The organism is Pedobacter gandavensis, assembly GCF_032678745.1.
Classification (GTDB): domain Bacteria; phylum Bacteroidota; class Bacteroidia; order Sphingobacteriales; family Sphingobacteriaceae; genus Pedobacter; species Pedobacter gandavensis_C.
The window spans coordinates 1,076,032-1,090,723 of record NZ_JAVTST010000001.1 but is presented as its reverse complement, the minus strand read 5'-3'; the positions used below and the strand labels follow the sequence as shown (position 1 = coordinate 1,090,723).

Annotated in this window: 9 protein-coding genes; 5 read left to right on the top strand and 4 right to left on the bottom strand. The window is 41.4% G+C overall.

Annotated features, from left to right (window positions below; genetic code table 11):
* Nucleotide 1 precedes the first annotated feature (1 nt).
* Together R2S10_RS04325 and R2S10_RS04320 are read right to left on the bottom strand one after the other, a co-directional pair.
* Nucleotides 2–1,441 (bottom strand): acyl-CoA dehydrogenase family protein, encoded by a 1,440-nt coding sequence (locus R2S10_RS04325; protein ID WP_316839214.1) that lies wholly within the window; start codon nt 1,439–1,441, stop codon nt 2–4.
* A 177-nt stretch (nt 1,442–1,618) separates the two neighbouring features.
* Nucleotides 1,619–2,023: a VOC family protein gene (locus R2S10_RS04320; protein WP_316839213.1), complete on the bottom strand. Its 405-nt coding sequence runs from the start codon at nt 2,021–2,023 to the stop codon at nt 1,619–1,621.
* 393 nt (nt 2,024–2,416) lie between these two features.
* Here R2S10_RS04320 and R2S10_RS04315 point away from each other — a divergent pair, with 393 nt between their 5' ends.
* The 4 genes from R2S10_RS04315 (at nt 2,417) to R2S10_RS04300 (ending at nt 10,450) form a co-directional block, all read left to right on the top strand.
* The gene (locus tag R2S10_RS04315) at nt 2,417–2,962 is read left to right on the top strand and encodes an MCP four helix bundle domain-containing protein (protein ID WP_316839212.1); all 546 of its coding nucleotides are present in this window, start codon (nt 2,417–2,419) and stop codon (nt 2,960–2,962) included.
* 366 nt (nt 2,963–3,328) lie between these two features.
* Nucleotides 3,329–6,403, top strand: a complete 3,075-nt coding sequence (locus R2S10_RS04310) for a TonB-dependent receptor (protein ID WP_316839211.1) — start codon at nt 3,329–3,331, stop codon at nt 6,401–6,403.
* A 20-nt stretch (nt 6,404–6,423) separates the two neighbouring features.
* A complete protein-coding gene (locus tag R2S10_RS04305) occupies nt 6,424–7,761 on the top strand; it encodes a RagB/SusD family nutrient uptake outer membrane protein (protein ID WP_316839210.1) in 1,338 nt (445 codons plus the stop codon).
* A 16-nt stretch (nt 7,762–7,777) separates the two neighbouring features.
* The gene (locus R2S10_RS04300) at nt 7,778–10,450 is read left to right on the top strand and encodes a M14 family zinc carboxypeptidase (protein WP_316839209.1); all 2,673 of its coding nucleotides are present in this window, start codon (nt 7,778–7,780) and stop codon (nt 10,448–10,450) included.
* A gap of 52 nt (nt 10,451–10,502) precedes the next feature.
* Here R2S10_RS04300 and R2S10_RS04295 read toward each other — a convergent pair whose 3' ends face one another.
* Both R2S10_RS04295 and R2S10_RS04290 read right to left on the bottom strand, forming a co-directional pair.
* Entirely contained in the window at nt 10,503–11,576 is a 1,074-nt protein-coding gene (locus tag R2S10_RS04295; protein ID WP_316839208.1) for a preprotein translocase subunit SecD, read from the bottom strand.
* A 58-nt stretch (nt 11,577–11,634) separates the two neighbouring features.
* Complete coding sequence (locus R2S10_RS04290) at nt 11,635–12,663, bottom strand: WYL domain-containing protein (RefSeq protein WP_316839207.1); 1,029 nt, start codon at nt 12,661–12,663, stop codon at nt 11,635–11,637.
* A 928-nt stretch (nt 12,664–13,591) separates the two neighbouring features.
* Here R2S10_RS04290 and R2S10_RS04285 point away from each other — a divergent pair.
* Nucleotides 13,592–14,686 (top strand): slipin family protein, encoded by a 1,095-nt coding sequence (locus R2S10_RS04285; protein ID WP_316839206.1) that lies wholly within the window; start codon nt 13,592–13,594, stop codon nt 14,684–14,686.
* Nucleotides 14,687–14,692 lie beyond the last annotated feature (6 nt).

Here is a 14,692-nt window from a genome sequence, read left to right as displayed (position 1 = left end):
GCTACTCGATAGCAATGTCAGCTGCAAAGGACAATGCGGTCAGGATATTTGTTATTTCTGATAAAGAGAACGCAATAGCAGCGGATCTTTCTGCTGCTGATAAGGTTGCAGCACTGTGTTCAATTGCAGTAATGCCAAATAGTCTTGCCAGTATTTTTCCTGCAAATACCAATTCAGTATTGTTGATGGGAATCTTCTCCAATAAATGACGGTTGCTTTCCAGATAAACGGAAGCCTTGGAAGTATGTCCAAAACCTTGGATCATTGTATAAAAAGACTTTTCCTTTTGTGATACTTGTTGATTCAAAAAGTCCTTTGCCAATAGTTCATACAAAATATCATTGGCTACCCCAAGAATTGCAAAGGCTCTGGCATCTTGCATGGCATAGGCAGAGATATTACCTTCTGGTTGATATCTATAGCCATCTCCGCCACATAATGCCTGGTAATGAACGGCGGCGTCAAACATATAGTCGGCCGCCAACAGCTTAGCCGATTGTACCACAAACATATCATTAGTTCCTGTATCTCCCAGATTGATGTGCTGCATAAGGTAGTTGAAAATCGCGCGACAAATATGATGAGCAGAAGCAATCATTCCAAGTCGGTATTTGACATAGCCAAGATCTTTGAGCGTACCTGTGGCTGTGCGCCTTTGAGCGGTAAAACTTAGGGACTCTTCCTGTATTCTTTTTAGGAAACCAGCGCTTAAAGAAGCCCATTGTCCCCAGGCACCACTGATCACTAAATTCAGTAGATCGGAAACGGTAGCGCTATTCATTTGAAGTCTGGCATATTCAGGCACTGTGACCTCTATTTCATTCAAACCAAAATCAATCAATTTGAGGCCAACAGTAGCATAGCGTTGCTGTGTTTTAAACCCTCCTGATGCGCTTTTATGGACAAATAGATCAAATTTATCACCCGCCGAACCCATTCGCTTATCCTTTGCTACGATGAGCCACCAGTCTGCACTTTCACTGAAACATTGCCAATGCTTTTTTCCAGTTATTTTGTATCCAGCAGTTACTTCTTCAAAATAGGTCTGAATCAAACTAATACCTGTACCTGTTTCGGGCTCTATCACCGCAAATCCACCACAAGAACCATGAGTTAATAAGTCGGCGATAACCTCTTCTTTTAACTTTTCAGTCCCATGGCCAATAATACTTCTTGTGAAAAGCAGGATCGCAGTATTGAGGTACATAGCGAGACCTAGATTATAATAGGCTGCCTTTTCTAATAATAAATATATTTCTTCATTGTTTTCCCTTCCTCCATGTTTTTTAGGAATAATGGGCAATAATACTCCGGCCTTAACTAAGTTTTTCCATTCCGGTTTTGACATGCTTTCTTCAGAATATTCATGATAATCGAATCTTTTGAATAATTGATCAAATTGTGCTAAGAATTCTGGAGAAGAGGCGTTGATTAAGTCCATGATTTAAATATAAATATTAGATCATAAATTATAATCGCTTTATGAAAATTATTATGAGACCCGATGCCAAAAATCCGAACAACTATTTCCAGAACGATGCCATAATAGCATTAAATAAATAAGGCCCATAACGCTATTGCTTTATGGGCCATATTTTGAAAACATGCTTTATTTTATTTACACTGCCTGATTGTCCTCATCCAAATTATCCATGGGTTCCCATAGTTCAATGATGTTGCCCTCCGGGTCCAGTATATGGACGAATTTTCCATATTCATAAGCTACGATCTCGTCCACAATAGTTACGTTTTCTTTTCTTAACTCATCTACCAGCGCAACAATGTTTTCCACCCGGTAATTGATCATAAATGGCTTAGCCGAAGGATTGAAATATTGGGTGTCCTTTGGAAAGGTACACCATGCTGTGGATCCTTTTTTCGTTGGGTTATCGGCCTGTCTCCACTCAAACGTTGCTCCGTATTCACTGGTCGGCAGTCCAAGGTTTTTGGCATACCATTCGTTCATACTTTGCGGATTATCGCATTTGAAAAATACGCCGCCAAGACCTGTCACTTTCTTCATGTCTAATGTGTTTTAAAGTTAAAAATGGATCTTCTAATGTAGAATCCTTGATGTAATTTCTATCTATTTCTGGACATTACCAAATCTACTGGAGATACTTAGCAAGCCAATAGTATATAGCTCGCTTAGCATCATTTTTTTCTCATGATATAAATAATACCTGACGGTACACCGATATCACCGAAATCTCATTTGCTGGTGGTTTATGTGAATTTAAATGTGTTTTTCTTTTTATACAAAAAAAACTTTTTATTGGAATTTGTAATTTTTTGCAGAAAACAATGTCAAATCCGTATGGAAAACTATTTATGATTCAGTGCTTTAAGTCTTGAGTATGCAGCATGGTTTTTGTGGGTAATATCTTTGAGATAGATCAATTTAATTGATAATGACATGAAAATAAAAACAAAATTGCGTCTTGCATTTGGAGTGTTATTCGCAGTAGTTCTCTCTTTCGGAGGAATATCTCTTTACTACATGAATAAGATAGCCTCAAGTTCAAAAAACATTTTAAAGGATAATTATGAAAGTTTGAGCTATCTGGGTAAGATGAGAAAGGTGCTTGATGAAAATGCATTGCCACTTTCAAAGGTATCGGCCGATCAATTTAGTCTTGAATTGAAGAAAGAAAGCAACAACATTACTGAAAAAGGAGAAAGAGAGGCTGTATCAGCACTTTCACAAGCCTACAAAACTATAATAGACTCCAGCACAAATATTACAGCTAAACAGGACGCATTGAACAAGGCACGGTTGCAGATAAGAATTATTGAAGAGTTGAATATGAATGCCGTCATCAGAAAAAATACCTTGGCACAAGAGGGAGTACAGCAGGCAGCAACCTACCTTGTACTAGCCGCTTCCATTTGCTTTTTGCTATTATTTTCATTCGTGGTGAATCTCCCTGCTTTGATGGCTAAATCTCAGGAGCAAGGATAGGCTAGGGCCCAAATCTGAAGCTATTTTAAAATAAAGTCTAGTAATTTAGTAGTTTATTTGGAGAAGCAAAAATATTACTTTAGGTTTATCCTATTAAATTAGTAGACTTTATAAGATACCAGCATGAAACACCTTTTACGATTGAGCGTCTTTGCAAAAAAAACAGACATTTATTCTGATCATTTCAGACACCTTTACGGCGCATCGCTTCCTCCGACATGTTGTTGTCTTTTCTGTAATAGCATCGGCTGTTAACACCTCCCAAAATCCCTCCCGGATTTAAATCCAATAATTAATTCACCATTTCTTGACTGCCAAATAGGGGCGGATGGAAATGCTTTGTCTAAAATTTCCTAAACAACAACAATGAAAAATCTTTACAGAAAGGGCTATTACCTGTTTCTGTGCGTTTTCTGGACTGCCATGGCCAGCGCACAACAGGTAAACCCGACCATTAAATCTCATCTAAATGGGATCGTACTCGATCTGTCCACCAATCAGCCTTTGCCAGGCGCAGTCGTTAAAATCAAAGGAACCACACATATCGTATCCACAGATTCCGATGGTAAATTTAGCTTCGTGACCGGCCAAAGTTTCCCCTATACACTAGTGGTTAGCTTTATTGGATACGACCAAAAAACAGTGACTGTTAACGGCAGCCCCGTCACGATTAAACTGCAGGAAACCCTGAACCAACTAAACGATGTAGTCGTTACCGGTTATAGTACCCAGGAGAGAAAGTACATTGCCGGAGCGATTAGCAGCGTAAGCGGTTCAGTAGTACAGAACCAGCCCTCAGGCGGTTTTAACCAGTTGCTACAAGGGAAAACGACCGGCGTACAGGTCACCACAAACTCAGGCGTACCTGGAGGAGGGATCACTTTCCGCGTACGTGGAAACAACTCCATCAACGCCTCAGTAGATCCCTTGTATATCATCGATGGTGTATTTGTAAACAACAATGACCCTATTAATGCAGGACTGGGAAACCAAGCCGCTTCAAACCCTATGGCTGATTTGAACCCTTCAGATATCGAGGATATCCAGATTTTGAAAGATGCAAATGCAACTGCGATTTATGGATCTCTCGGAGCAAACGGAGTCATCATCGTAACCACCAAGCGGGGAAAACGAAATACAAAAGCAGCCATCAGTCTGAACACTTTCCAGGGCTGGTCTACTGCTGTAGATAAATTTAAAGTAGCCTCAGGACCGGAGGTCGCATTGCTGACCAACGAATCAAGGGCCAATACCGCCATTGATAATGGTCTGAACCCTTCAACAGTAGTATTACCTTTCCCTGATCCTTTAAGTTTGCCTACATATGACAGAATCAGTGCTCTGTTCCGTACCGCCAGAACTTCCAGTTACGAACTCTCCACACTAGGAGGAACCGATAAGAGTACTTATTACATTGGACTAGGATACCTGAATCAGGAATCTATTGTGAAGCCTTCAGATTATACGCGTTACTCCGGCAGGTTTAATTACGATAATTACCTGACGGATAAACTGAAAATTGGTACGAGTATCAATTTAACTCGTTCAGACAGAAAGCTGAGCGGCAGTGATAACAATCCAACAGGAGTGATCAATTCCGCATTGTTTCCAAGATCTTATCTGCCAATTTATAACGCTGATGGTACCTACGCAAGATATGGAAGTTTTGACAACCACCTGGCCTTGATCAACAACCTCGACAGTAAGGCTGCCGGATGGAGAACAATCGGTAATATATTTGGAGAGTATGTTTTCCTTCCCGGACTAAAACTGCGCAGTAGCTGGAGCATTGACAATACCAGTGAATATGATAATAGTTATTCCAATACACTCATCAGTGCAGGGATCGCCAGCAATGGCTCAGCCTCATCTTCTGAGAACAAAACACTGGTGCTAACCAATGAGCAGGTATTGAGCTTTGTCAGAAACCTGGGAGAGGGTAAGAAACACAACATCAATGCGCTGATCGGAAACACCATAAATACGGTATTAAACCAGTCCACCTCTGCCTCAGGATCAGGCTTCGCAGCAAACAGCCTCAGATCTATATCAGTAGCTGCAACACGCTCCGGTTCGGCATCCAGCGCAGAAACCAAGCTGCTTTCTTTCTTTAGCAAGGCCAGTTATACCTATGATGGGAAATATACCATTGATGGTAGCATCCGCGCAGATGGATCCTCAAAATTCGGAACGAATAAAAGGTGGGGTTATTTCCCTTCCGGAGGGGTTGCATGGCGACTAAGTCAGGAAGATTTCATCAAAAAGCTCAACATATTTGATGAGTTGAAACTGAGGGCTAGTTTAGGTCTTTCAGGGAACCAGAACGGGATAGGGGCTTATGCAGCACAGGGCCTTTGGTCATCAGGATCCAGTTATCTGGAACAGCCAGGTATTGCGCCTACTCAGTTGATCAACCCGGACCTGACCTGGGAAACCACCAGACAGTTTAACATCGGGACCGAGTTTACCATCCTGAAAAGACGCCTGGAAATTGTGGCCGACTATTACAATAAATATACCTACGACCTACTGTTGAACGTTCCTGTACCTTACCGCTCAGGATTCGCTTCCTATTTGCAGAATTATGGTGCCGTAAGGAACAAAGGATTTGAACTAGGAATTAACTCCACTAATATCCAGACCGATGCTTTCCAATGGACCACAAACTTCAACATCTCTTTTAACAACAACAAGATTGAGAAATTAGCTTCGGATATCAGTCTGGGCGCTTCAGGAAGAAATATTTCCATCCTACGACAAGGTTATGCCGTTAACTCTTTCCAATTGTATAAACAGCTGTATGTAGATCCGCAAACAGGAAATGCCGTTTATCAAGACCTGAACAACGATGGACAGATTACCTCCGCAGATCGTCAGATTGTGGGTAATGCCTTGCCAAAGTACACCGGTGGATTAACGAATAACCTCAGCTATAAAGGATTCGATTTCAGTTTTTTCTTTTACTTCCAGCAGGGAAATAAGATCATGAACATGAATGATTTCTTTATGGTGCATGGCGGAACCCAGGCAAATATTGGTTTCCTGCCGCGCCAGCTAGACAGGTGGCAGAAACCAGGTGACATTACAGATATTCCCCGACTAACTACCTATAGCGGAAACCCTACCGTAAACGGTGGCGCAGCAAACAATTATGGCGGAAATGTAGCCAGCCTTTCTTCCCGTTACCTGGAAGATGGATCTTTCATCAGACTGAAAACTGTAACCTTAGGCTATACCCTCCCTAAAGATGTATTGACCAGAGTTGGCATCAGTAAACTGCGGGTTTATATACAGGGAACCAACCTGCTCACCTTCACGAAATACGGAGGTCTTGATCCGGAAGTCAGCTCACAGTCCAATAACCAAAATACCGTGGGCTACGACTGGGCAACGGTGCCTCAGCCAAGGACCATTCAGATTGGCGCTAACGTAACCTTTTAATGACCTTTAAACAGAAAAAAATGAACACATCATATCTTAGAAACGCCTTGCTTTTAACTATTGTGCTGCTCTCCATTTCCTGCAAAAAATACCTGCAGGAAGTGCCGGACTATGCCTTGCCCACTTCAAGTGCAATCACAGATGCAAGTACCGCCAGAGCGGCAATTATTGGTGCTTACGATAGGGTCCAGAACTACTATTCGTCTTCTTACCCAACACTCGGAACAATTACTGCAGACAACGTTATCTTTAACGGAACACTGAGCGAATACCTGCAGCTGGACCAGAATGCCATACCTACCGACAATGTCATCACGGTTTCAGCCTATCAGAATCTCTACAGAACGATCAACTCTGCCAACAGTGTCATCGCATACGTGCCATTGGTTAATGATCCTTTGCTGAGCCTTGCCGAGAAAAACAAAATCTTAGGAGAAGCCCATTTTATTCGCGCATTGTCTTACTTTGATTTGGGCAGAGGATGGGGAGGAGTACAACTTCAGCTCAAACCAACCACCGACCTCAGTGTATTGAAAGGTATCAAACGCAGTACACTAGACCAAACTTATGATCAAGTCCTGGCAGATCTGATACAGGCAGAACAACTGTTACCTGAGGATGCCACAGTCAGGAATCGCGCTCAGAAAAGCGCAGCAAGGGCATTACGCGCTAGATTGCACCTGTATAGAAAACAGTGGGCAGACGCAGAAACTTATGCTACACAGGTGATCAACAACTCGAAATATACCCTGGTGAAACCCTATAAATCCTTTTTCACTGCGCCTTTTCAAACTGCTGAGTCTGTTTTGGAACTTGCCTATTCGTCAAATGACAGGAATTCTTATTGGAACCTTTGGTATCCAAGTTCCTCTGGTGGACAGTTCACCCTAAAACCTTCTGATGCGCTGATTGCCAAATTGAACAATCCTGACATCGGTGGTACGAGAAAAACACTGATTGCCGGAACCGGAGCTACCGTTTATGGTGTCCTCTATAATACCGTTGGGCTTAGCACGGATCCATCGTACTTGATCCGCATTGCAGAGCTTTACCTGATCCGTGCCGAGGCAAGGGCACAGCTGAACAAGCTAACTGATGCTGCGGAAGATCTGAATGCCGTAAGGGCAAGGGCTGAGGTACCAGCAAGCACAGCAGTTACGCAGGCAGAGCTGATAAAGGCGATTGAAGACGAGAATGGGATAGAGTTTGCTTTTGAGGCACACCGTTGGTTTGACCTGGTCAGAACGGAGCGTGCAGGAACCGTATTAGGCATTACCAACAAGAATTTCTGGTTGTTCCCAATCCCTTATTCGGATATACAGTCGGATCCGGATGTGGTACAGAACCCAGGCTATTAATCCATAACATAAAGACATGAAACTTTTTTTAACTACCATAAAAGTACTGACCATACTCAGTTTGATCAGTATTCAGCCCTTATTGGCGCAGAACAATTACTTCTTTCCAACCGCTACCGCGTTGGATGCCAGGATTCCTACACCTGAACAGTTTTTAGGATATCCCATCGGTACTTATTACACACGCTATGACCAGGTGCTGGCCTATTTACGTCGGTTGGAAAAGGTATCAGACCGTGTACATGTAGAAAGTATCGGTAAAACCTACGAACAACGTGAGCAGGTGATCGTGACCATCACTGCGCCGGCTAACTATGCGAAATTAGAGCAGATCAGACAAGAACACCTGGCTCAGGTAGATCCTTCGAAACCTGTGCTGGGCAATACTGCGCCGGTGATTATCCATCTGGGATACGGGGTACATGGCAATGAGACCTCCAGTACAGAAACTAGTCTGCTTACGGCTTACTATCTGGCAGCAAGCAATGATGCGGAGACCCAGAAATGGCTGACAGAATCTGTGGTGTTTATTGATCCTGCCCTCAATCCGGATGGCAGAGACCGGGCAGCGAACTGGCATAATTCCTACCATTCTTTTCCAGCGGTAGGCGATCCGCTAGACAAAGCACACCAGGAAGCATGGCCAAATGGCAGAAGCAACCATTATTTTACCGATCTGAACCGCGACTGGCTCAATCTCGTACAGATAGAAAGTCGCAACCGCCTTGCATTCTTCCATAAATGGTATCCAAATGTGCAGATAGATTTTCATGAGCAGGGAACCAATGCAACGTATTATTTTGAGCCTTCACCGAAAAGCCATGAGAGTCCGATCATCCCGCAGTTCTTGTATAATTTCCAGGTAACCCTGGCGAAATACCATGCAAAAGCTTTGGACGACATTGGTTCGCTTTATTTTACCAAAGAAAATTATGATAACCTGTCGCCGATTTATGGCTCAACCTATCCGAAGTTTTTTGGTTCGGTGGCCGCAACTTTTGAGCAGGCGAGTTCAAGAGGGATATTGCAGGAATCAGCTAACGGACCGCTCAGCTTTGCCTTCACGATTCGAAACCATCTGGCCACGAGTTTCTCTACGATTAAGGGTGCTGTGGCGGAGAAATCTGGTCTTTTTAAAGTGCAGAAAGATTTTTTCAAATATGCACTGGAGCAGGGGCAAAAGAATCCTGCCAAAGCATTTGTATTTGGGGATAACAACGATGTCAACCTGACGCAGAAATTCCTCGGACTATTGTTGCAGCATCATGTGGAGGTGTATGAACTTGGCGAGAAGATCACACAAGATGGTAAAACCTTTGATAAAGGAAAAAGCTATATTGTTCCATCTGCCCAGCCGAACTTCTTAATTGTTCACTCCATCTTTGAGGAGAATGCACTAAAGGATAGTATCTTTTATGACAATACTGGATGGAGCATTATTCAGGCATATGGGCTGAAATATGCAAAACTAAATGCTGCTTTTTCAAAAGCTGCAGCAGTGAAAAACGTAGTTGCCGAAACAGGCAGGTTAAATGGCGAACGTTCTTCTTATGCTTACCTGATCAATTCAGGAGATTATAACTTTACGAAGGCACTTTATCAGCTGCAATTGAAAAACGTGTTGGTTAAAACGTCATTTAAGTCCTTCTCAACAACTGTTGGTTCCCAGAAAAAATCCTACCTCCCTGGTTCTCTCGTTATTCCTGTAGTCGGGCAGAATCTTTCTCCAGATTCATTATATGCGGTGTTGAAAACGGTGGCGCATTCTGCTAATATAGATATCAACTCCGTTTCTACCGGCTTTAGTACCGAAGGAATAGATTTGGGCAGCAGTAATATCAAGTCGCTACGCAAGCCTGAGGTGGCACTGGCTTTTGGTCAGGGAGTGACCTCCTCGGAAGCGGGGCAGGTGTGGTTTCTGTTGAACCAGCAACTGAATCTGCCGGTAACCAAGCTGGATCTGCAAAGTTTTGCCAGGGCATCATTGAACCGATATAATGTGTTGGTATTACCTGCTGGGAACTATAGCGAATGGGACAAGGCTACCGTCGACAAGATTAAAAACTGGGTGTCTGATGGCGGGACGCTAATCACCTTTCAGACGGCAACGGCATGGGCAGTAAACCAGGGGATTGTAAAGGAAAAACTTTCGGAAACCGATAACTTCTCTAGAAGGGGAGATGCTTTATCAGCCCCTGCAGTGGCGGTATCAAAAACAGAGGAAGCGATTAAAAAAGACAATCCCAAAGGAGCAGAGCTGCCAGCCAGGCCGGTTAAGACAGTTAAAGAAAGACTGGACTATGCCAGACAGGAAGATGTAGAGGGTTCAAAAAGGATCAATGGGGCAATTTTTCTGGCCGACCTTGATATTAGTCACCCGATTGCATTTGGAGTCACTTCGCGCAAGTTGTTTATCAATAAAAACGGTCCTACTTTATTGCTGCCAAGTGAGAACAAATACGCAACAGTAGCGGAATACGCGGCAAAGCCTTTTATTAATGGGTATTCTTCTAAAGCCAATATTGCAAAAGTAGCGGGTTCCGCGGCAATTATTGCCACTGGGATTGGTAGCGGAGAAGTAATCCTCTTTGCCGATGATCCTACTTATAGGGGCTACTGGCTAGGTACGGGGCGCCTGTTTTTAAATGCCATATTCTTCGGTAATTTATTAAACGGCGGATACAGATAATGGAATCAGCTCCGTATGCATAAATTGTTTTGTATACGGAGCTAAAAATTTATTATTCATTCGAGGGTTTAATCTCAATCGGTTCAATGATCTGGAGCGTTTTTGTATCCTCTTCCAGGCGTTTTTCAAAGCCTTTGTAATGATAGGAATGCTCTGCACCTTCACCGCATACGGTAAAGAAAATGGTTTTCTTAGCTACATTACTATTGATGAATTTGTCTTTAGCTGCGGGTTGAAGTTTTATATATTTACGTAGGTATCTGGGGTCATTATATTGATTTTGCTTGTAATAAGCATCATTATCCAGATCGGAGGCATCCTTGTATTGATTGGATTTCGAATCATAACGATACTTAGCAGCATCTAATTCTGGATAGGTGTGGTAATGTTTATTGGCATAAACGGAGTTTTTATTTACCCCTTTTGATTGGTCATATTGGTTTTTCCATTCCAGGAGCTCCTGCCATTGTTTCTTCTCCTCAGAACTCTGTTTATGATAACCTTTATCTCCTCCGTAATTGGAAAGTTTGATTACCTCAGCGGTGGTACCAGGACTGAGCCTGGCGGAAAAGTTTTCATATTCGCGTTTGGGCGCATTATGGATTAAAATAAAATCATTGTAACCAGATTCATTGCGATAATGCCAGGAGCTTTTGTGCTCCACATCTGGTCTTGAAGATTCTTCTGGTAAATTGGATAAGATGAGGTCTTTAAATCGACCAGCTTTCTGGTAAACAAAAGGTGCATCAAAACAATTGGCATCATCATTAAATACCTGTCGTATGCTATCCTGATCAAACTGTGCGAAGGTCTTATTGTTTCTTTCAAAGCCAATGAAGTTTATCCTTGTGCTGTCCTTTAACGTTGGATTTTGATGGGCAAAGACTTCGAATAACTCTTGCTTATCCGGAAAGAAAAGCAGGTAATCTTTTTCAAAATGATAACTGCCAAACACACCAGTGGCATAACCGTACATTAGGAAGGTTCCATCCTCGAAAAGGCAGAGACCTGAATTATTCCCATAACGACCTGCATATTTTTTATACCGAGGATCTTTGGTTTGATGTTGTGCTGAGGCATTATTGAGGATGATCATACAGAAAAGGAGCGCGATTAAAGACTTCATAAACTAACTGATAAGGTTACCATTTAACAAAAATAGGGATAGAATGTTTAGCGCGATATCATTGTTCGGATCCATCTGTTTCGTATTGGCCGGCAGATTGAATCAGTCTTTTTTGAATTCTGGAAGCCAGGTTTCGAGGGGCCAATACTTTCATACATTCGCCAAAACCAAGGATTTCCCTTTCCAGCTCAAAGTTTAATACCACATCAATTCTAAAGATCAGGCCATCAGCTTCTTCTTTCAATACTTGCTGACTATGATGCAATGGCTTGGTTAATATGTAGGGCGCATTTTGTTTATTTATTTTTAAGATGACTTTATGTGGCCGATCCTTTTCAGATTTGGTTACTCCAAGAAGGTCATCAAAATAACGGTCAAAATCTACACCTTTATATTCAACATAGGGTTCGTTTGGAAGCTCCTGAAATTCGATGATCCGATCAAGAGCGAGCGTTAGCAATTGCGTCCCCTTTCTGGCCTTGACAATAACAAACCATCTATTCCTGTATTCTTTTAGAAGATAAGGGAAATAAATAGCCTGACTGGCTTGCAATGCTTTAAAAGACCGGTAACCAATCAGCAATGATTTTTTCTGAAGAATAGCCTGATAAAGTGGGTTGATAAATTCCAAGCCCCGCAATTGTTTATTACTCTCAAATTGAATGTAATTTTTACTGGGATTGGTGGATTTATAAAGGTTGTTTTCCAGTTTGGCAATCATATCGCTCATCTCATCAAAATAATTAAAACCATTGAACTGCTTCAGCACACCAACAATTTCTTTCATCTTCTCCACATCACCGGGATTGATCGGAACCTTGGTAATGCTGTAGGCCAAATCGCTATAACTATAGAATTTCCTGTCAGAAACCACAATTGGCGCATTGTATCCCAACTTATCACTACGCATCAATTGAATGTCGGCTTGAATAGTACGTTTGCTTACACCCGATGTAATGCCTTCATATTCGTATAGTCTGGAAGCTACTTTCTCGATGATATCATCCAGTGTCCATTTTCTAAACCTGTTTTTCAGGCACTCATCAATGGTTTTATATCGAATCAATGCAAGTTTATTTACTGACATAAGATATTTAAGGGGTTAAAAAATCAAAATAGATGTCAGATAAAGATAGGAAATGAAATCGACTACGCAATAGAGTTGCGTAATTGAATCGGAGAAACACTACACATGGGCGTCACGTAAATTTACTAATGTGAATTACAGTGATATATGGAAAAATTGAAATATATTTTTTATTACGCAATTCTGCTGCGTAGCACCTGTCGCATCTTTGTAATGTCAACAATACGACAGGTTCTTTGAAAAAATATAACGTACGAAAGTACATTAAGATATTCCCGAAAGGGAATGGCAATCGAAAGGATAAACATCCACAGTTGCGAGTCTCTAAGGGCTCCATAGTATTGCGCTGTTAGCGTTAATATTCTGATGTTTCAAATGATGGATTGTCTAATTTGTGTGTCGCAGGTTCGAATCCTGCTCCTCATCAAACAGGATAACTCAGGGGTAGAGTAACAAAACAATTGCAGGTTCGAATCCTGCCTCCAGAGTATGGAGTAGCAAAATGGTAATGCATCGGATTTAGGTCCTCAGAAAGTAGGAACACTTTTCAAATGTTCCATTCCAAAAAGCACCGGGAAAAGACATTCCGTTTTATGGAAATGACGCTCCATACCCATAAAGCAGTTTGATTTATGCTTTGCAGGTACAATGTAGAAAGGTAGATTTTGCTGCAGCTATCGGTTCTTAAAAGATCAAAACGTTCAAAATACGTTTAAGGCGTTCAACGAGATCTCTAAAGAACAGGATAAATGCTTTAAAAGGAAACTGAGTATAATTTGCCTCCGTATGAAACAGGCGAATGTCTTTTGAAGGTGTTTTTACAAAAAAAAAGAATAAAAATGATACAGGAAGGGGTCGCTCAATAAAGCAGATAGCACTCCTTCCTTGAGTCAGGAATTAAATATAGCAACCAACTAATAATAAAAATATGAAAAGAGTATTGATCAATACCAACTCTGTAGGGTTGGTTTACAAAAAAAATGAATTCAAACGTGTATTGACTGCAGGAAACCACTGGTTGGGTTTTGCTGAATCAGTAATCACTTACGATATGGCAAAGACATTTATTGCCAACACAGAACTAGATGTTTTGTTATTGAACAAAGATTTTGAAGAATTGGTAACTACCATAGAAGTGGCAGATCATGAATTGGTATTGGTTTATCAAAATAAGAATTTCAAACAGGTATTGACTGCAGGAAAATATGCCTTCTGGAAAGGCTTAAACAACTATTCATTCGTTACCGCCAATCTGGATAACTATGAAATTGCAGCGGATATCGATAAAAACACGATAGAAAAGCCACAGTTGTCGGCTTACATAAGAGTTTTCAAAGTAGAAAATTATGAAAAAGGATTGCTTATGGTTGATGGCAATTTTGAAAAAGTAATGGAACCAGGTAATTACATATTCTGGAAGAACAGAACTGTAATTCAGGTTCTAAAGACTGATATGCGTCAATTGAATATGGAAATCATCGGACAGGAGATATTGACTAAAGATAAAGCACAATTACGCATCAATTTCAGCGCGCAATACAAGGTTATTGATCTGATGAAAGCCTTATTGGAAAATAAAGAGTTTGATAAGCAATTGTACGTCATTATTCAATTGGGTTTAAGGGAAACCGTTGGGAAAATGACTTTTGATGAACTCATGGAGAATAAACACAAGATCTCTGAAAGCATATTGAGCATTTGTGCCGGCAAGACTGAAGGGTTAGGAGTGAAATTGGTAGACTGCGGGGTAAAAGACATTGTGTTACCAGGGGATATCAAGGAAATCATGAACCAGGTTTTAATTGCCGAAAAAAGGGCACAAGCCAATTTAATCACACGTAGAGAGGAAACAGCCTCCACCAGAAGTTTGTTAAACACGGCAAAATTAATGGAGGATAATGCGATGCTCTACAAATTGAAAGAAATGGAATATGTAGAAAAGATCGCCGAAAAGATCAACACCATCAGCTTGTCCGGAAGTGGGCAAATCGTTGATCAGTTGAAACAAATATTTGTAAAATAGGTAGGG